Source organism: Pseudomonas sp. M30-35 (assembly GCF_002163625.1).
Lineage (GTDB): Bacteria > Pseudomonadota > Gammaproteobacteria > Pseudomonadales > Pseudomonadaceae > Aquipseudomonas.
Genome location: NZ_CP020892.1, coordinates 3,742,924 through 3,759,739, shown reverse-complemented (window position 1 = coordinate 3,759,739; position 16,816 = coordinate 3,742,924). Strand labels below are relative to the sequence as shown.

Sequence of the window (16,816 nt, the reverse complement as noted above, 5' to 3'; positions counted from 1 at the left end):
AGAGGCGCATCAATGCCCGCTTCAATTTTACCCAAGCTGAGCTTCGCGCTGCTGCTCGCCACCGCCAGCATGACCGCGCACGCAGAGAACTGGCCAATACCTGATTGGTCGACGCAAGCGATCAGCCAAAGCGCTGCACAGGCGTCGGCGCTCGCCGCACTTGAAGGCTATGCCTTTCCTCAACGTGACGACCAGACTCGCAAAGGTGTGCGTACCGACGCATTGCTGGTTGTGCGTGATGGCCAGGTTATTTATGAGCGCTATGCTAGCCCCACCAAAGTCAGCACCCCACACCTGACGTGGTCGGTGAGCAAGAGCATATTTGCCGCAGTACTGGGCGTTGCATACGGGCAGGGGCGTTTCAAGCTTGATGCGCCTGTGGCTGACTATTATCCGGCCATGGCTGCGCATCCCGAGATCAAAATGGGCCACTTGCTTAACTGGGCCTCGGGGCTCGACTGGCAAGAAGACTACGAATATGCGCCGCTTAAATCATCAGTAGTCGCCATGCTCTATACGCGTGGCCGCAGTGATATGGCGGCGTTTATCGCCGAGCATCCGGCTGATGCCGAGCCGGGTCAGCGCTTTCGGTATTCGAGTGGTGACAGCACCGTACTCGCCGCTGCGCTGCAAGGCATGCTCAGTCCTGATGAATACAAGAATTACCCTTGGACTGCACTGTTCGAGCCGTTGGGTATTGACTCTGCGGTGTGGGAAACCGATCCGAAGGGCACATTTGTCGCGTCATCCTATGCCTACATGAGTGCGCGCGATCTGGCCCGAGTGGGTTTGTTGATGCAGCGCGGCGGACGTTGGGGCGAGCGGCAGTTATTGCCCAAAGCTTGGGTTGATTTCAATCTCACGCCATTTGCCAACTATCAAGTTAATGCTGAACAACCGAATGATTCGATTCCGGGCGGTCAATGGTGGCTCAATCTAGCACTGAACGGCGCCGCCAAACCTTGGCCGGATGCGCCGCAGGATACCTTTGCGGCGCTCGGTCATTGGGGGCAAAGCTTGTATGTGATCCCCAGCGAAGACCTGGTTATCGTGCGCTACGCCGACGATCGTGACGGCAGCTACAGGCATAATCAACTGCTCAAACTTGCACAGGCCGCGTTTGTGGAGGTGCAGCCATGATCCGTCGACTGCTCACCCGCTTGTTAATCATCTTACTGGCTCTGCTGGTTGTCTGGGCATGGTTGAATCGTGACCATCTGCAAGCATTTCCAAGCATTCTCGGGGCGTACACGGCTAAAGAATATTGCTCCTGTCGCTACGTGATGGACAACCCCGCCGATTACTGTGTGGGCTACAGCAAGCAGTATTTACCGCTCAGTGGCTTTGTTGATGATGAGGCCAATAAGCGAGTGACTGCGCGTGCCCTGGGCCGTAGCCAGTCAGCGCAGTGGTTGGGGCAACGTCAAGGTTGTCAGTTATTGCCTCAAGCAGTTGAGCTAACCGAGTAACACCAGCAAATTGAAAGATCAGCATGCAGAGGGTTTGCAAGGCGCGCTCATGCGGCTATCGTTGCGCATGAGCCGCGTTGCTCAACCACTCAGTTATCGTTGATTCGGAGACTTATGCGCCTGCTGTTCGCCGTACTCCTGAGTATGAGCATTGTGCTGCCGGCTCAGGCCAAGTGGTACCTGGACAATGAGTCTTCGCGGCTGTCATTTATCTCAACCAAAAATCTTGATCGCTCCGAAGTCCACCGCTTTCTGACCTTGCATGGAATGGTCAGCGACAGCGGTAAAACCAGTTTGCGGGTTGAGATGGAGTCAGTCAGTACCGGCGTATCACTGCGTGATGAACGCATGCGCACATTGTTGTTTGATATCGATGAGTTTCCTCAGGCTACGGTATCTGCACAATTGGATGTCCGGCCTATCGAAACGTTGGCTGCCGGGGCGCAACTTGAATTGAGCCTGCCGCTAACCCTGACACTGCACGGTAAAAGCCAAACCTATACCGCTGAGTTATTGGCCACGCGCCTTGATGATCATCGTTTTCAAGTCGTCACGCTTGCGCCTTTGGTGCTCAACGCCGGGGACTTTGAGCTGGTTAAAGGGCTTGATGCGCTGCGCAAAATCGCCGGTTTGTCGGCTATCAGTCGCTCAGTGCCAGTCGGCGCTGTCCTTATCTTTACGCGTCGCTAATGCCGGGTCTAGTTTTTGATTGGCGCCCAGGTAATCAATTTACCTTGCTCAGTGACGGGCCTGAGTTCTTCCCGAAGATGATCGAGGCGATCGACACTGCACGGCAGCAAGTTGAGTTTGAACTTTACCTGATTGAAAGCGGCTCCTGTGCTGAGCAAGTGCTGCGTTCGCTTTGTGCCGCTGCCCAGCGCGGCGTTGCTGTGCGCTGCCTATTTGATGGTTATGGTGCCAAGGGACTGTCGAAAGCAGATCGTGCCTTACTCAGTAACGCGGGTATTGAGGTGCGCTGGTACAACCCGATACGTTGGCGCCAAGGCATCCGCAATTTTTACCGTGATCATCGAAAGTTGCTGTTGGTCGATGGGCATGTTGCATTTGTCGGTGGTACCGGCGTGACTGACGATTTCTGGTGCATAGATAACCCCGATAGCATATGGCATGAGTTGATGGTCGAAATCGACGGGCCACTGGTTGAGGATTGGCAGCAACTGTTTGAGCGCCAATGGCAGGCCTGCAATGCCCGCCGCTCATGGATACCCAAAGCGACTGCCGGGCTTAGACGGTTACCGGCGTCACCACCTGTTGGTGTCGGTCTTGGCCGCGTAGCCTATGCCGATGCCAAGCAACATCGGGATATTTTGCAGTCTTTGGTGCGTGCTCTGCAGTCAGCCGAAACCCGCATCTGGTTTGCAACGCCTTACTTTCTGCCAACATGGAAAGTGCGAAGGGCGCTGCGCAAGGCGGCGGCGCGCGGGGTTGACGTGCGCTTGCTACTCAGTGGGCGACGCACTGATCACCAACCTATTCGGCTGGCTGGACATCGCTATTACCCGCGACTCTTGCGCGCAGGCGTACAGATTTTTGAGTATCAACCGCGCTTTTCACACCAAAAAATCGTGCTGGTTGATGACTGGGTGAGTATTGGCTCATGCAATTTCGATCATTGGAACCTGCGCTTTAATCTGGATGCCAATCTCGAAGCGCTGGACACGGCGTTTACCCAGTCCATTGTCAGTTGCTTCGAAACTGACTTCGCCGACAGCCGCCAGGTCGATTTGGAACTATGGTTGGCGCGCCCTTGGTGGAAACGCGTGCAACAACGGCTTTGGGGTTGGCTCGATCGAGTGGCGGTTAACCTTTTGCATCGGCGCCGCTGAGGCATTGCGGGTGCCTATCAAGGTGCCGCACTTTTGCTGGGGGTTAGTGGTTGTTCAGCCGGATTATGCTCGGCGCATAACGACAAGGGAATTGTTATGCGCACAGCTCACCGCTTACTCATATTGCTCAGCCTAATGCCCCTCGGGCTTACAGCCTGTTCAACCCTCGGCGGTTTTTTTGGTGAGACTCAAGGGCCAGTATTTATTGCCCAGCAACCCGCAGGTACGCAGCGGGTGATTGCCTATATATACCGTCCCAAAAGTGACTGGGCCGACCAAGAGCTGGAAGCGCCAGGGTTGTTTCTAAACAATCAACTCAAGGGCAGCCTGCCAAGCAATGGTTACTTGGTATTCGAGTTTGATCCCGCGCGCTACCAGATTGAACTGCGTCGACCTCTCTTCGGCAGTTACTGGACATGGTTCGCCGACGGTCCACTAGACTTTGTCCGGATCGCCAGTTTTAGTTTGGATACCGAAGCCGGGCGCAGCTACTTTTTCCGCTATGACGAGCTTAATCCTCCACCGGGTGTGAGTGAGTCGCCAATGACGGGTGATGGTCCACTGCAGCTGGTGTCCGCATCGGTTGCGCAGCCGGAGATTGCTCATGCTCGCAAGGTTCAGCCGCTGCTCAAGATCGATGCAGAGGTTCCCGAGGAGCGTCCTCAGCGCAGTTTTTGGCGCAGCGTAGGCGAGTCTTTACAGCACATTGGTATTTAACGCAGATCTAACGCGCAGAGTTGTGCGGTGGCGCCTGCAGATATTTTGCAATATTGCTTGAAGTAGTCATCGGCTATTACCTGTCTACCCTGCATGGGGCAGATACTAATTACCGAGATTAACAATCTAGCGAGGAATGCAAACATGGCTGCGAAGAAGATTCTGATGTTGGTGGGTGACTACGTCGAAGATTACGAAGTGATGGTGCCGTTTCAGGCATTGCAGATGGTGGGTTACACCGTTCACGCTGTTTGCCCGAATAAAACCGCTGGGCAGTCTGTGCGCACGGCGATTCACGACTTTGAAGGTGATCAGACCTACAGCGAAAAGCCGGGACATAACTTTGTTCTGAACTTTGATTTTGCCGATGCTAAAGCTAAGGATTATCACGGGCTGGTTGTACCGGGCGGGCGTTCCCCCGAGTACTTGCGTCTCGACGCCGATGTATTAAAGCTGGTGCAAGCCTTCGCCAAAGCCGATAAACCGATTGCGGCCGTCTGCCACGGTGCACAGTTGCTTGCGGCTGCTGGCGTGCTCAAGGGCCGTGAGTGCAGTGCTTACCCGGCCTGCGCGCCTGAGGTGACTTTGGCCGGTGGCACCTTTGTTGAGATCGCCGCTGACCATGCCCATGTTGAAGGTAATCTGGTGACTGCTCCTGCGTGGCCAGCACACCCGACCTGGCTGGCAGGTTTTTTGATGTTGCTGGGCGCTAAAATTTCCCTGTAGGTTATCCGTGCGCACTGAGTAATCGACGCTAGGCCTCGATTACTCTTGCGGCGGTAGTTGCGACTCGCTGAAGGAGAGCAGGCTTATGTGTGAGCTTTATGTCAAAGCGGACCCGATTCTGTACGAGTCACGTTCGCGCTCACTGCGAATTCGCGGCGTAGTCACGACTTTGCGCCTAGAGAATCAGTTTTGGGACATCCTGCGTGAAATCGCCGAGGTTGATGGCATGAGCACCAACCAACTGATTACTAAGCTGTTTGACGAGGTGATGGATTACCGCGGTGAAGTGATCAATTTTGCATCCTTCCTGCGGGTTAGCTGCAGCCGTTATCTGGTCCAGCGGCAGAACCGTGTTACCGAGTTGACTGTGGTTGGACGCACAGGCTGAGCGGCGGTGTAGCGTGAGTCGTTCCAGGCACATAACAAAACGCCCCGAGCAAGTCGGGGCGTTTTGTTTAAGGCAGTAATCGCGGGTCAGGACCCATTTAAAAGTGAGCGCTTACTTAACCTCAACCGCCAGACTGTCAGTGATCTTTTTGTTCCAGATCGCAGGGCCAGTGATGTGTACAGACTCACCTTTGGTGTCGACCGCTACGGTGACCGGCATGTCTTTGACCTCAAACTCGTAGATCGCTTCCATGCCCAGCTCGGCGAATGCCAGAACCTTGGATTTTTTGATTGCCTGTGACACCAAATAAGCGGCGCCACCAACAGCCATCAGATACACCGCTTTGTTGTCCTTGATCGCTTCGATAGCGATAGGACCGCGCTCGGATTTACCGATCATACCCAGCAAGCCTGTGCTTTCAAGGATCTGACGGGTGAACTTGTCCATCCGCGTAGCAGTAGTCGGGCCTGCTGGGCCAACGACTTCGTCACCAACCGGATCAACCGGGCCCACGTAGTAGATGAAACGACCTTTGAGGTCGACTGGCAGCTCTTCACCACGATTGAGCATCTCAATCATGCGCTTGTGCGCCGCATCACGACCGGTGAGCATTTTGCCGTTGAGCAAGACTGTTTCGCCTGGCTTCCAGCTTTGTACGTCTTCTGGAGTCAGGGTGTCGAGATTAACTCGACGCGCCGAAGGACCTGCTTCCCAAACGATTTCCGGGTAGGCGTCCAGCGATGGTGCTTCAAGTTCGGCGGGGCCAGAGCCATCCAGTACGAAGTGGGCGTGACGTGTGGCTGCGCAGTTAGGAATCATGCAGACTGGCAGCGAAGCTGCGTGGGTCGGGTAGTCCATGATCTTAACGTCGAGCACGGTGGTCAAACCGCCAAGGCCTTGAGCACCAATGCCCAGTTGATTGACCTTTTCGAACAGTTCAAGACGGATCTCTTCTATACGGTTCTGCGGGCCGCGAGCCTTCAATTCGTGGATGTCGATGGATTCCATCAGCACTTCTTTGGCCATGACCGCGGCTTTCTCCGCCGTGCCGCCAATACCAATGCCAAGCATGCCCGGCGGACACCAGCCCGCGCCCATGGTTGGGACGGTTTTAAGTACCCAGTCAACGATTGAGTCGGATGGGTTGAGCATGGCCATCTTCGACTTATTCTCGGAGCCGCCGCCTTTGGCCGCGACGTCTACTTCAACCTTGTCGCCAGGGACGATAGAGAAGTGGATCACTGCTGGCGTGTTGTCTTTGGTGTTTTTGCGAGCGCCAGCCGGGTCGGCCAGGATCGATGCGCGCAACACGTTTTCAGGCAAGTTGTAGGCGCGGCGCACACCTTCGTTGATCATGTCGTCAACGCCCATGGTTGCGCCATCCCAGCGCACATCCATACCCACGCGGATGAAGACTGTGACAATGCCGGTGTCTTGGCAAATTGGGCGATGCCCGGTAGCGCACATGCGCGAATTGATCAGAATTTGCGCCATTGAGTCGCGTGCAGCTGGCGACTCTTCTCGCAGATAGGCCTCGTGCATCGCCTGAATGAAATCAACGGGATGGTAGTAGGAGATAAACTGCAGGGCGTCTGCAACGCTCTGGATCAGATCGTCTTGCTTGATCACGGTCATGCTTGGCGCTCCTTTATTTGGGCAGGAACTTGATGGGTGCACCGATAGAACTATCCGGTGTGCGTACGATAAAAAATGGCGCGTAGTATAGCGCGCACACGGGTTGACGGGCACCTGCCTATTGAGGGACGTATTCTGCTAAACCGCGCTAGTTAGTTTATAGAGTTAAAGGTACAGTAGTGGCGATATGCCTTTATGGGATGGACTCCATGAGCAAAAGCGCTCAAGCCCTTGCTAGCCGTTCCCTGCAAAGCCTAATGCTGAAGCGCTTTGGTATGGCGGTCTTCACCTATTTTCTGGCGCTAGCCTTAGGCACTATTGCTTTCATCTATAACCATTTAGAAATACCGCTTGGCAATTTCTTATTGCTTATCGGCGGCGTCATATCCAGTCAGTTGATATTTTTTGGATTGTTCCTTTCAGGCAAGAACCTGTTGTTTCAGGACCCTAGCTTGACCGAGGCGCAGGTGCTGGTTGCGTTGCTCTGGCAAACCCTGACCCTTGCAATGCTGGATGATGCGCGTGGACCCATGCTGGTCATGTATGTGCTGATTTTGTTGTTTGGGGTTTTTCAACTGCGACCGAAAGTGTTTGTGCGCTGCGCGATCACGGCTTTTATCGGTTTTGCTGGCTTGAACATCGTTGATGCCTACAACCTCAAGTTAGACAGGCCGGGGCTCGCTGTACTGGAGGTTTGTGTGCTCAGCGTGGCACTGGCGTGGCTGAGTTTGTTCGCCAGCTACGTGCATAGCATGCGCCAACGTATGCGCCAGCGCCGCTTCGCCTTGCAGGCGCACCAAGACACCTTGCGCGGGATGATGCGTCAACTTGAGGATCTTGCCTCGACAGATGAACTCACCGGCTTATTCAACCGCCGGCATTTCCTCAATCTTGCCACGCGTGAGATATCCGGCTTGCGTCGGGGCCACCAGCACGGACTGGCGCTGATTGATTTGGATCACTTCAAACGAATTAATGACATCCATGGGCACGCGGCGGGTGACAGGGTGCTACAAACTTTCGCCAGCGTGGCGCAGGCCTGTCTACGTGACGGTGATGTGGTTGCGCGTTATGGCGGCGAAGAGTTTGTGTTGTTATTGCCCGATACTGAGCCTGACCACTTTGTCGCCTGTTGCGAGCGTTTGCGGGTGGCCTTTAGCCGAGCTGAACCTTTAGGTATAAAGGTGGATAATCTCAGCTTATCGATTGGAATGACCCTGCTTAAAATGGATGATGATCTAGACGAAGCGCTACACCGCGCCGACCAAGCGCTGTACCAGGCGAAACGCAGCGGCCGTAACCGTTGTGCTGCTTCATGGGTAGGCGCGGATGCCTGAGCTGCGTGCAGCGGGCCAGGTAGTCACCGTCGCAGCGGCTGCAAACCTGCTTGATAGCTTGCTCGATAGCGGCATCAAAGTGCCTTACAGCTGTCGGGCGGGTAGTTGCCATGCCTGTATCGTGCGCTGTGTAGCGGGTGAGCTGCAGGACAATCAACCGCAAGCGCTGGATGCTCAAAGTCGGGCGCAAGGCTGGCGGCTGGCCTGTCAGTGCCAGGTCATGGGTGATCTGAGTGTTGAACTCTATGACCCCAGCAAACAGGCAACCCGCGCCGCTATAAGCGCATGTGACTGGCTGAGTGCTGAGGTTTTAAGGCTGCGCCTGATCCCCGAAAAACCAGTGGTTTACCGCGCAGGGCAGCATGCCTTGTTGTGGTCTGCGCAGGGCGTCGCTCGACCATATTCGTTCGCCAGCGTGCCAGATGTTGATCCTTGGCTGGAGTTTCATATTGATTGCCGACACAGCGGAGCATTCTCCGATGCTGCACGTTTGCTCAGTGTCGGTGAGTCTTTGCATGTCGGCGTGGTAAGCGGAGGAGAGTTGCGCTACGAGCCGGATTGGCAAGAACGGCCCCTGATTCTACTGGCTGCTGGCACAGGGTTGGCACCGTTGTATGCAGTACTGCGCGATGCCTTGCAGCACAATCATCAAGCCAAGATTCGGCTTATTCACAGCGCCCATGATGCTCAGGCGCTGTATCTGCGTGAACCCTTGCAAACACTGGCAGCAAACACGCCACAGTTGGAGGTGCAGCACGTGAGCGCGGCTGAGTTGCCCGCGGCTTTGGCGCAACTGCGGCTTGTCCCCCGGCAAACTCTCGCCTTAATCTGCGGGAAACCCGGCAATGTTGAGTTGTTTGCACGTAGCTTGTATATGGCAGGTGTGCCGCGCAATCAGACGTTTTCCGATCTTTTCTTACCGCACGCTCAGTAGCTACAGGCGCTTGCGGACTGTTTCTAGGAGTTCGCATGAGTGCGCACATACTGACTGAGCGCGAAGGTGGGGTGTTGATTCTGCGCATGAATCGCCCCGAAAAAAAGAACGCGCTGACCCGAGCGATGTATAAAGCTATGGCGCAGACGCTGACTCAAGCCGATCAGGATGCAAGCGTTCGCAGTGTATTGATCACCGGCGGGCATGATTGCTTCACCAGTGGCAATGATGTTGCCGACTTTTTACAAGCACCGCCTGACGGGCTGAACAGTGAAGTGTTCATGTTTATGCAGGCCTTGTTCGACTTCAGCAAGCCGGTGGTGGCCGCTGTCTGTGGTTCAGCCGTGGGGATCGGCACCACCTTGTTACTGCATTGCGATTTGGTTTATGTCAGCCGCGATGCGACCTTGAAGATGCCATTCGTTAATCTTGGGCTCTGCCCTGAATATGGTTCCAGCATGATTCTGCCGCGTTTGTTGGGTCAGGCAAAAGCCGCAGAGCTGTTGCTTTTGGGCAGTGCATTCAATGGTGAGCAAGCTGCTGCCTGGGGCATTGCCAATCAGGCGCTACATGACAGTGCCGCGACGATCGCCAAAGCCTTTGATATGGCTCAGCGATTCAGCCTGCTGCCACCTTCAGCGGTGACGGACAGCAAACGTTTGATGCGTGCCCCCGATCGCGAGCAGTTGCGCCAAGTCATCGCAGCGGAGGGCGAGTTGTTCAGTCAGCGCCTGCACTCGCCAGAAGCACGCGAAGCGATGACGGCGTTTATGCAGCGGCGTAAGCCTGATTTTTCTAACCTGTAGGTGGTGGTCAAAAAAGATCTTTACGCTTGAATGCATGCGTATTAAAAGAAAAAACCGCTCAGTTGAGCGGTTTTTTTGTAGCTTCGAAGCTTTAGACCAATGCTTCGCCGACATGCAGAATCTTCATGCCGTTGGTGCCACCAATGGTGTGGTAGCTGTCACCCTTGGTCAGAATCACCCAGTCGCCCGGCTCAACAACACCGCGCTTGAGTAGTTCATCTACTGCAGCTTGGCTGACTTGCTCAGGCGGCAGCTCTGCTGGGTCGAACGGTACCGTGTAAACACCACGGAACATGGCGGCGCGAGCTTGCGTGCCACGGTGCGGTGAGAACGCGTAGATCGGGACTGATGAGCGAATCCGCGACATGATCAGTGGTGTGTAGCCACTTTCAGTCAGGGCGATGATCGCTTTGACGCCCGGGAAATGGTTGGCGGTGTACATTGCCGCCAGCGCAATGCTCTCGTCGCAACGCTGGAAACGCTCGCCCATGCGGTGCTTCGAGGTTTTGCTGGTCGGATGCTTTTCTGCACCAACGCAAATACGTGCCATCGCCTGTACAGCTTCCAGCGGGTAAGCGCCTGCGGCACTTTCTGCCGAGAGCATGACCGCGTCGGTGTAGTCGAGCACGGCATTGGCCACGTCAGACACTTCAGCGCGGGTTGGCATCGGGTTTTGAATCATCGACTCCATCATCTGCGTTGCAGTGATTACAGCCTTGTTGTGCGTGCGCGCATGCTGAATGATTTTCTTCTGAATACCGACCAGCTCAGCGTCACCAATTTCAACGCCGAGGTCACCACGGGCGACCATTACTGCATCACTGGCGCGGATCAGGCCGTCGAGGGTTTCGTCGTTGGCAACCGCTTCAGCGCGTTCAATCTTCGCGACCAGCCAGGCAGTACCGCCCGACTCGTCACGTAATTGGCGTGCGTATTCCATATCAGAGGCATCGCGCGGGAAGGAGACTGCAAGGTAGTCAAGATCCATTTCTGCAGCGAGTTTGATATCGGCTTTGTCTTTTTCAGTCAGTGCTGGCGCTGTCAGGCCACCGCCGCGACGGTTAATACCTTTATGGTCCGAGAGCGGGCCGCCAATCAGCACGGAACAATGCAATGCGTCGGCAGTTGCAGACTCAACGCGCATCACAACACGGCCGTCGTCGAGCAGCAGCTCGTCGCCAACGCCGCAGTCTTTAACCAGGTCGGGGTAGTCGATACCCACAATTTGTTGATTGCCTTCGGTCAGCGGGTGGCTGGTTGAGAAGGTGAAGCTATCGCCAACGGCAAGCTCGATACGTTTGTTAGCGAACTTGGCGATACGAATTTTAGGGCCTTGCAGGTCACCGAGCAGCGCTACGTGGCGGCCATGCTTGGCGGCGAGCTCACGAACCAGGTTGGCGCGCGCTTTATGCTCGTCTGGTGTTCCGTGGGAGAAGTTCAAGCGAGCAACATCAAGGCCAGCGAGAATCAGTTGTTCAAGCACCTCTGGCGAGTTGCTGGACGGGCCAAGGGTGGCCACGATTTTGGTACGACGAAAGGTCATGCACAGACTCCTGAGTTGAAGCTGGCTGGGAGGCTACTACGCTGTAAGGCTGTAGTCATTGTTCATCTGCACTACCGGCTTATTTTATCTGTCACCGAATGGTGACACAGCGTCTGCACTGCGTTGTGCCCCATTCATTACTCAATACAGAGTAGTAGAAGAACATGACGGCTTAATGCCGGTTAGATTGGGTCCTGATTCAATGCTCGATCAAGGTGTGCAGATGCCTGATGGTTCAGCTTGGGCTCAGGTTTTTGTTGCAACAGCTGACGAAGGTAGGCGATTGCTTTGTTGCGATCAGCACGAGGGTTATCGGGGGCTTGGTACATCAGCGCCATTTGATAAAGGGCTTTATGTCTGATAACCGCTGGCACGTCCGGGTCATTTACTGCCAGACGGTAGAGTGCTTCAGCCTCGGCAACACGGTTCTTCAATACGGCGCGGCGTGAAAGCAAGGTCATGTCAGGGTCGAGGCTCGGCTTGTTGAGGTCCAAATTCAGTTGCGGCTGCCAATACGCGAGCAGTTCGCGTGAGTTTTTTTGTACGCCCTGTGCCGCGCGCTTTGGCGTCGTCTCGCTGGTCGTTGAAGCGGCTCATGTAGAGCAGAGCGATCTGGTAAAGGGCGATGGCGCGAATTTCGTTGCTAAGGTTGTGATCTCTATAGCCCGATAGATAGAGGTTTTCCGCCTGTGGGCTTTGGACATTGCGAATAGCCAGCGCACTGTAAGTCAGAAGGTCGCCTTCTTCTTCAATTGCTGCGGTCATTCGGTTGGTTTTCAGGGCTTTGTATTCAACCACTTCACCCGTTGTGAGTTGAGCTATAAACAATGGGGTAGTTGGCGCGCAAGCGCTGATGGCCAAACAGCTGGCAAGCAGATATCTGACAAGGCGCATGGGTGGCATTGTGCTTCCTTGCTCGTAGATTGAGCCCCGAGTTTAGGCGTGGACAAGTTACTGGCAGTACCTATCCGAGGTTTGGGCTGAAGCTTTTGCCTAATATGCCGATAGACTCTTCATAGAAGGAGAGAATGTATGCGAACCTTGTTGTTGATAACTGTGCTGCTAGCCATGTCGGGCTGTACGCGCTGGGCGCTTGATCGGCATCTGAACAGTGCTTATGAGGCGTATGACCAAGGCAACTGTGATAGGGCGATGCTGGAGTTATCCCAAGCAGAGCGCTACAGCCGGTCACGGCGCTATATACAGCCGGAAATCTCATTGCTGCGTGGGCAGTGCCTCGAACGTCAGAATTTGTTTGTCGATGCTGCACAAACTTATGGATTCATCATCAGTCGTTATCCCGCTAGCGAGTATGCATACCGCGCCAAGGCACGCTTGCAAACGCTCAGCGAGTTGGGGCACAACGTAACGCCAGCAACGGTAAAAACTACTCATACTTCACTTTGACGGTTGGATTTTGCTTGTTGGTAAATTATCGCTTGGCGATAGCGCTCAATGTTGCCGGATGAGGGAAATATGCGGTTGTTACTTTGCTTATTGTTGTTGCCGGGACTCGCGGCGGCGGAGATTTATCGATGGACCGACGCTAAGGGCCAGGTCCATTTCGGCCAGCGACCAACGGAGCAGGGAGCCACGGTGGTCGAGGTCAAGCCGCAGGTGGTTGAGCGTGATCAGGCCACCCGTGACAGCGAGCAGCGCTCTGAGCGATTTTATGATGCGCGCCGCCAAGAGCAGGCCCAAGCGGATGCAGCATCTGCGCAGCGCCGCAGTGAACGTGAGGCCCAATGTCAGAAGTTGCGCAGTAGTCTTGCGCAAATGCCCGAAGGTCGTCGCTATTATAGGGTTGAGGCGAGTGGTGCACGGACTTATTACAGTGATGCGCAACTGGATCAAGCGCGCGCACAATTGCGTGAAAAAATTTCCAGTCGTTGTTTGTGAACTGGTCTAAATGCATAAGTACAGCCATACTATTTGGCTAAACATAGCGATATGCCATCATGCCAATGCAGCGACATATTGAGCGCCATCAGCTACCTTACTATCTGAAGGTGTATAACCGCATAACCGATAAACCTATGGGCTATATCGGCAACGTATCGTACGACGGTCTGTTACTGGTCAGCGAGCTACCGATGTTGATCGCAGGCCGGTTTGATATGCGGATTAAACTTCCTGGCCAGATCACACAATGCTTTATCGACTTTACAGCGACCTGCAAGTGGTCTCGCGAAGACGTGACTCCTGGCTACTTTGACTCAGGCTTCTCGTTGATCGCCCCGCCAGTTGAGTACACTGAAATGGTCGAAGCCTTGCGCGTCTACTTCAGCTTTCATCCGCTTTCGGCATCTGCCTGAGTTCACACCAGACTTGAGCGTTCTGTAGGCATAAAAAAACCGCCATTGAAGGCGGTTTTTTTATGCAGCTAATCCAACTTGGATCAAGCGTTCTCAGGCTCGTCGAGTTGCAGCAGGCGGTCGCAGCGCGCCTGAGCTTCACGATAACGCTCAGCATCAGTCGCCAACACATCCCCCATTGCTGGGAAAATAGTGTTGAGCTTGCTGCTCCATTGCTCGGATTTAGCCTGTTCAGGGAAGCAGCGACGGATTAGATCAAGCATGATCGAAACCGTTACCGATGCACCTGGCGATGCACCCAACAGAGCTGCCAGAGAGCCGTCAGCCGCAGCAACGAGTTCTGTACCGAACTGCAGGATACCGCCGCGTTTAGGGTCCTTCTTGATGATCTGCACACGCTGGCCTGCGACCTCAAGACGCCAGTCAGCAGGGTTCAGTTCTGGGTAGAAGCCGCGCAGGGTTTGCAAGCGCTTCTCTTCCGACTGCAGTACTTCCTTGATCAGGTAGCGGGTCAGGTCGAAGTTATCGCGGGCAACTGCGAGCATCGGCCCGATATTGTTTGGACGCACCGACAGCGGTAGGTCCATCAATGAGCCGTGACGCAAGAACTTGGTCGAGAAGCCAGCGTAAGGTCCGAACAACAGCGACTTTTTACCGTCGACTACGCGCGTATCAAGGTGCGGTACCGACATAGGCGGAGAGCCAACCGCTGCCTGGCTGTAGACCTTGGCTTGGTGCTGCTTAACCACTTCTGGGTTGTCGCAACGCAGCCACTGACCGCTGACCGGGAAGCCGCCGTAACCTTCACCTTCAGGGATACCCGACTTCTGCAGCAGTGGCAGGGCCGCGCCGCCAGCACCGAGAAAGACGAACTTGGCTTGTAGCTGACGATTGCTGCCATCTTTGACATTCTTGATGGTGACACGCCAGCCGTCGCCGCTGCGCTCAAGCCCAGTGACTTTCTGGTTGCACTTAACGAGTGCGTCCGGTTGTTTGGTCAAGTGATCGAGCAGGTGTTTGGTCAATGCACCAAAGTTAACATCCGTACCGGCCATTACACGGGTTGCGGCGTTGCGTTCGTTCGGGTCGCGGCCCGGCATCATCAACGGCATCCACTGCGCCATGGTTTCGCGATCTTCGGTGTACTCCATCTTTTCAAAGGCGTGATGTTTGCTCAACGCTTCAAAGCGAGTTTTGAGAAACTCAATGCCCTTTTCGCCGCGGACAAAGCTCAAGTGCGGCACTGGATGGATAAAGCTTTTCGGCGAGCCGAGGCTGCCTTGTTCGAGCAAATAGGCCCAAAATTGTTTGGATTCTTCAAACTGGGTGTTGATGCTGACCGATTTCTTGATGTCGATCGAGCCATCCGCCGCTTCCGGCGTGTAGTTCAGTTCACAGAGGCCAGCGTGACCGGTACCTGCGTTGTTCCACGGGTTGGAGCTTTCAACGGCCCCAGAGTCCATAAGTTCAACAATTTCAAGCTTGATGGTCGGGTCGAGTTCTTTCAAGAGCACGGCCAAAGTCGCACTCATGATACCGGCACCGACAAGCACCATATCTACGGATTCGTAATCGTTTTGCGCCATTACCACTTCTCCAAAATCAGCACCCAAATCAAGGCTTAAAGCCCTCGCGTGAAACTTCGCAGGTCAGCAGTTGCTGAAGCCTCTAGCTGTTTGGGGTTGAGTGATAACAGAGCGTTTGCCGCATGCAATGCTGTTCATATTTTCGCCACACTCTTGTGAAGTCGTTAAAACCGTTTTTTTCACGCTCTTTTGGAGACGTGAACCTCAAAAGTTCGCGCCGCTGTTTGGCATGTGTCAGCCGTACGCTCAACCGATGCGGCACAAGGTGCCAGCATTGTTGCACGACCAACTGATGGATTGCAGCCAAAGCAGGGGTGCGAAGTGGGCGACTCTCTGTGGGCATTGCCGATGGCTTAAGCATCAGCGGGACGGCGAGGCCGATCAGGAGGCGTCCTTATAATCGGGGCGCGATTATAAGGCGAAAGAGGAAAAATTGATCGCCCTGTGTGACTTTTATTCTTCCGCCGGTCAGGCAGCCAACGGTTTTTTCCGATTTGAGTATGTGACGACCGGTGCGATTTTGGCGTGCGCAGGCAGTGGCCTGTTGAGCCAGTTGAGGCGTTGCTCGCATACTTCAATCCAACCTAAGCCTTCTGGGGCTTGGCTTGACTGCTTAAAGGCACGGCAAACTCCATAGCTGTCGAGCAGGGCAAAAGTACGCATTGGGTGGCGTGGCGAAAACAACGAACGCAATAGTGACATGGCTCAATCCCCCGCTAAAACAAAGACTAAAGTCTTATCTCACAAGCGCATTACAAGGCAGTTACAGGAACCTGCGATGGCCTTTCAGACTCTTAATGCTTGGCGCTGTTAGCCTAGGTATACTGCTGGCAACTTTTTACGCCTCAATTTAGGGAGAAACGAGCATGCTGCACCGCCTGTTTATTGGTCTGTTAGCTGTAGCGAGCCTGACACTGGCTGGCTGCGCACTCAGCCCTCAACAACTTAATCCCGACCCGAAGCTGACCGGTCCGCTCACCGCCGTTGGCCGTGGCCAGCCAGTTGTAGTCCGCGTGGTTGATGGTCGCCCGTCTCCAGTATTGGGCACACGTGGTGGCTTGTACCCAGAAACCAGCTCAATCTCAGTCTCAGCCAATAGCATCGTACCCAAGCTGCAGGCTCAAGCTGAAGCAGCAGTGCGCTTGCTGGGCTTCACCCCGACTGCAAACGCAGTCAATGCACCGACTTTGACCTTGACCTTGGCTGAATTGAAGTTCCAATCGCCGAAGGACAATATGTTCGTCAATGAGTCTGATATCAGCGCTACGATTCGTTCCGAGGTGCAAAACAACTCGCGTCGTTATACCGGCCGTTATGGCGCATCGCTGAATCAACGTTCAGGTACTGCGCCTAATCAGGAAACCAATACCAAACTGGTTAGCGATGTGCTCAGTGACGCGCTGACCCGTAGTTTTAAAGATCCAACCATTGGCCAGATTCTGGCTCAGTAATAGTTTCGCCTTGCCAACAAAAAGCCCGCATTTAGCGGGCTTTTTGTTGGCAAGGCGTTTAA

18 protein-coding genes and 1 pseudogene are annotated in these 16,816 nt (G+C 54.6%); 14 read left to right on the top strand and 5 right to left on the bottom strand.

Going from position 1 to position 16,816, the window contains the following annotated elements; genetic code table 11:
* Nucleotides 1-12: 12 nt before the first annotated feature.
* From B9K09_RS17370 to B9K09_RS17340, 7 genes are all read left to right on the top strand, one after another.
* Complete coding sequence (locus B9K09_RS17370) at nucleotides 13-1,140, top strand: serine hydrolase (protein ID WP_087517999.1); 1,128 nt, start codon at nucleotides 13-15, stop codon at nucleotides 1,138-1,140.
* Entirely contained in the window at nucleotides 1,137-1,469 is a 333-nt protein-coding gene (locus tag B9K09_RS17365) for an amidase (protein ID WP_087517998.1), read from the top strand. Before B9K09_RS17370 ends, B9K09_RS17365 begins: the two co-directional genes overlap by 4 nt.
* A 114-nt stretch (nucleotides 1,470-1,583) precedes the next feature.
* A complete protein-coding gene (locus B9K09_RS17360) occupies nucleotides 1,584-2,159 on the top strand; it encodes a YceI family protein (protein ID WP_087517997.1) in 576 nt (191 codons plus the stop codon).
* A complete protein-coding gene (locus B9K09_RS17355) occupies nucleotides 2,159-3,316 on the top strand; it encodes a phosphatidylserine/phosphatidylglycerophosphate/cardiolipin synthase family protein (RefSeq protein WP_087517996.1) in 1,158 nt (385 codons plus the stop codon). Before B9K09_RS17360 ends, B9K09_RS17355 begins: the two co-directional genes overlap by 1 nt.
* 96 nt (nucleotides 3,317-3,412) lie before the next feature.
* Nucleotides 3,413-4,033 (top strand): DUF2846 domain-containing protein, encoded by a 621-nt coding sequence (locus tag B9K09_RS17350; protein ID WP_087517995.1) that lies wholly within the window; start codon nucleotides 3,413-3,415, stop codon nucleotides 4,031-4,033.
* A gap of 144 nt (nucleotides 4,034-4,177) precedes the next feature.
* Entirely contained in the window at nucleotides 4,178-4,759 is a 582-nt protein-coding gene (locus B9K09_RS17345; RefSeq protein ID WP_087517994.1) for a DJ-1/PfpI family protein, read from the top strand.
* Nucleotides 4,760-4,844: 85 nt separating this feature from the next.
* Nucleotides 4,845-5,147, top strand: coding sequence for a ribbon-helix-helix domain-containing protein (locus B9K09_RS17340; RefSeq protein WP_087517993.1), 303 nt, complete (start codon nucleotides 4,845-4,847; stop codon nucleotides 5,145-5,147).
* 111 nt (nucleotides 5,148-5,258) lie between these two features.
* Here B9K09_RS17340 and B9K09_RS17335 read toward each other — a convergent pair whose 3' ends face one another.
* On the bottom strand, nucleotides 5,259-6,782 hold the full coding sequence (locus B9K09_RS17335) for a fumarate hydratase (RefSeq protein WP_087517992.1): 1,524 nt from the start codon (nucleotides 6,780-6,782) through the stop codon (nucleotides 5,259-5,261).
* 209 nt (nucleotides 6,783-6,991) lie between these two features.
* Between B9K09_RS17335 and B9K09_RS17330 the strand changes: the two genes are divergently transcribed.
* The 3 genes from B9K09_RS17330 to B9K09_RS17320 are packed head-to-tail and all read left to right on the top strand — an operon-like array spanning nucleotide 6,992 to nucleotide 9,859.
* The gene (locus B9K09_RS17330; RefSeq protein WP_087517991.1) at nucleotides 6,992-8,119 is read left to right on the top strand and encodes a diguanylate cyclase; all 1,128 of its coding nucleotides are present in this window, start codon (nucleotides 6,992-6,994) and stop codon (nucleotides 8,117-8,119) included.
* Entirely contained in the window at nucleotides 8,112-9,053 is a 942-nt protein-coding gene (locus tag B9K09_RS17325; protein ID WP_087517990.1) for an iron-sulfur-binding ferredoxin reductase, read from the top strand. Before B9K09_RS17330 ends, B9K09_RS17325 begins: the two co-directional genes overlap by 8 nt.
* 35 nt (nucleotides 9,054-9,088) lie before the next feature.
* Nucleotides 9,089-9,859: an enoyl-CoA hydratase gene (locus B9K09_RS17320; RefSeq protein WP_087517989.1), complete on the top strand. Its 771-nt coding sequence runs from the start codon at nucleotides 9,089-9,091 to the stop codon at nucleotides 9,857-9,859.
* A gap of 91 nt (nucleotides 9,860-9,950) precedes the next feature.
* Here B9K09_RS17320 and pyk read toward each other — a convergent pair whose 3' ends face one another.
* Nucleotides 9,951-11,402: a pyruvate kinase gene (gene pyk / locus B9K09_RS17315; protein WP_087517988.1), complete on the bottom strand. Its 1,452-nt coding sequence runs from the start codon at nucleotides 11,400-11,402 to the stop codon at nucleotides 9,951-9,953.
* A 182-nt stretch (nucleotides 11,403-11,584) separates the two neighbouring features.
* Nucleotides 11,585-12,305: pseudogene (locus B9K09_RS17310) on the bottom strand (outer membrane assembly lipoprotein YfiO).
* Between the two features lie 129 nt (nucleotides 12,306-12,434).
* Here B9K09_RS17310 and B9K09_RS17305 point away from each other — a divergent pair.
* The 3 genes from B9K09_RS17305 (at nucleotide 12,435) to B9K09_RS17295 (ending at nucleotide 13,717) form a co-directional block, all read left to right on the top strand.
* Entirely contained in the window at nucleotides 12,435-12,809 is a 375-nt protein-coding gene (locus B9K09_RS17305) for a tol-pal system YbgF family protein (protein WP_087517987.1), read from the top strand.
* Between the two features lie 69 nt (nucleotides 12,810-12,878).
* On the top strand, nucleotides 12,879-13,301 hold the full coding sequence (locus B9K09_RS17300; protein ID WP_087517986.1) for a DUF4124 domain-containing protein: 423 nt from the start codon (nucleotides 12,879-12,881) through the stop codon (nucleotides 13,299-13,301).
* Nucleotides 13,302-13,360: 59 nt separating this feature from the next.
* Nucleotides 13,361-13,717: a pilus assembly protein PilZ gene (locus B9K09_RS17295; RefSeq protein WP_087517985.1), complete on the top strand. Its 357-nt coding sequence runs from the start codon at nucleotides 13,361-13,363 to the stop codon at nucleotides 13,715-13,717.
* An 83-nt stretch (nucleotides 13,718-13,800) separates the two neighbouring features.
* On the opposite strand, the gene mqo is transcribed toward B9K09_RS17295, so the two are convergent.
* Entirely contained in the window at nucleotides 13,801-15,303 is a 1,503-nt protein-coding gene (gene mqo / locus B9K09_RS17290; RefSeq protein WP_087517984.1) for a malate dehydrogenase (quinone), read from the bottom strand.
* Between the two features lie 468 nt (nucleotides 15,304-15,771).
* Nucleotides 15,772-16,005: a hypothetical protein gene (locus B9K09_RS17280; protein WP_087517982.1), complete on the bottom strand. Its 234-nt coding sequence runs from the start codon at nucleotides 16,003-16,005 to the stop codon at nucleotides 15,772-15,774.
* 164 nt (nucleotides 16,006-16,169) lie between these two features.
* On the opposite strand from B9K09_RS17280, the gene B9K09_RS17275 reads away from it, so the two are divergent.
* Nucleotides 16,170-16,754 carry a YajG family lipoprotein gene (locus tag B9K09_RS17275; protein ID WP_087517981.1) on the top strand — a complete coding sequence of 195 codons (585 nt, stop codon included), beginning with the start codon at nucleotides 16,170-16,172 and terminating at the stop codon, nucleotides 16,752-16,754.
* Nucleotides 16,755-16,816: the final 62 nt, after the last annotated feature.

What these genes read in the sequence shown, in the direction of transcription:
- B9K09_RS17300 (WP_087517986.1), top strand. Translation starts at nt 12,879, where the DNA reads ATGCGGTTGTTACTTTGCTTATTGTTGTTGCCGGGACTCGCGGCGGCG.
- B9K09_RS17275 (WP_087517981.1), top strand. Translation starts at nt 16,170, where the DNA reads ATGCTGCACCGCCTGTTTATTGGTCTGTTAGCTGTAGCGAGCCTGACA.
- B9K09_RS17345 (WP_087517994.1), top strand. Translation starts at nt 4,178, where the DNA reads ATGGCTGCGAAGAAGATTCTGATGTTGGTGGGTGACTACGTCGAAGAT.
- B9K09_RS17330 (WP_087517991.1), top strand. Translation starts at nt 6,992, where the DNA reads ATGAGCAAAAGCGCTCAAGCCCTTGCTAGCCGTTCCCTGCAAAGCCTA.
- B9K09_RS17320 (WP_087517989.1), top strand. Translation starts at nt 9,089, where the DNA reads ATGAGTGCGCACATACTGACTGAGCGCGAAGGTGGGGTGTTGATTCTG.
- B9K09_RS17305 (WP_087517987.1), top strand. Translation starts at nt 12,435, where the DNA reads ATGCGAACCTTGTTGTTGATAACTGTGCTGCTAGCCATGTCGGGCTGT.
- B9K09_RS17325 (WP_087517990.1), top strand. Translation starts at nt 8,112, where the DNA reads ATGCCTGAGCTGCGTGCAGCGGGCCAGGTAGTCACCGTCGCAGCGGCT.
- B9K09_RS17340 (WP_087517993.1), top strand. Translation starts at nt 4,845, where the DNA reads ATGTGTGAGCTTTATGTCAAAGCGGACCCGATTCTGTACGAGTCACGT.
- B9K09_RS17350 (WP_087517995.1), top strand. Translation starts at nt 3,413, where the DNA reads ATGCGCACAGCTCACCGCTTACTCATATTGCTCAGCCTAATGCCCCTC.
- B9K09_RS17360 (WP_087517997.1), top strand. Translation starts at nt 1,584, where the DNA reads ATGCGCCTGCTGTTCGCCGTACTCCTGAGTATGAGCATTGTGCTGCCG.
- B9K09_RS17335 (WP_087517992.1), bottom strand. Translation starts at nt 6,782, where the DNA reads ATGACCGTGATCAAGCAAGACGATCTGATCCAGAGCGTTGCAGACGCC.
- B9K09_RS17280 (WP_087517982.1), bottom strand. Translation starts at nt 16,005, where the DNA reads ATGTCACTATTGCGTTCGTTGTTTTCGCCACGCCACCCAATGCGTACT.
- B9K09_RS17295 (WP_087517985.1), top strand. Translation starts at nt 13,361, where the DNA reads ATGCCAATGCAGCGACATATTGAGCGCCATCAGCTACCTTACTATCTG.
- B9K09_RS17355 (WP_087517996.1), top strand. Translation starts at nt 2,159, where the DNA reads ATGCCGGGTCTAGTTTTTGATTGGCGCCCAGGTAATCAATTTACCTTG.
- B9K09_RS17365 (WP_087517998.1), top strand. Translation starts at nt 1,137, where the DNA reads ATGATCCGTCGACTGCTCACCCGCTTGTTAATCATCTTACTGGCTCTG.
- mqo (WP_087517984.1), bottom strand. Translation starts at nt 15,303, where the DNA reads ATGGCGCAAAACGATTACGAATCCGTAGATATGGTGCTTGTCGGTGCC.
- B9K09_RS17370 (WP_087517999.1), top strand. Translation starts at nt 13, where the DNA reads ATGCCCGCTTCAATTTTACCCAAGCTGAGCTTCGCGCTGCTGCTCGCC.
- pyk (WP_087517988.1), bottom strand. Translation starts at nt 11,402, where the DNA reads ATGACCTTTCGTCGTACCAAAATCGTGGCCACCCTTGGCCCGTCCAGC.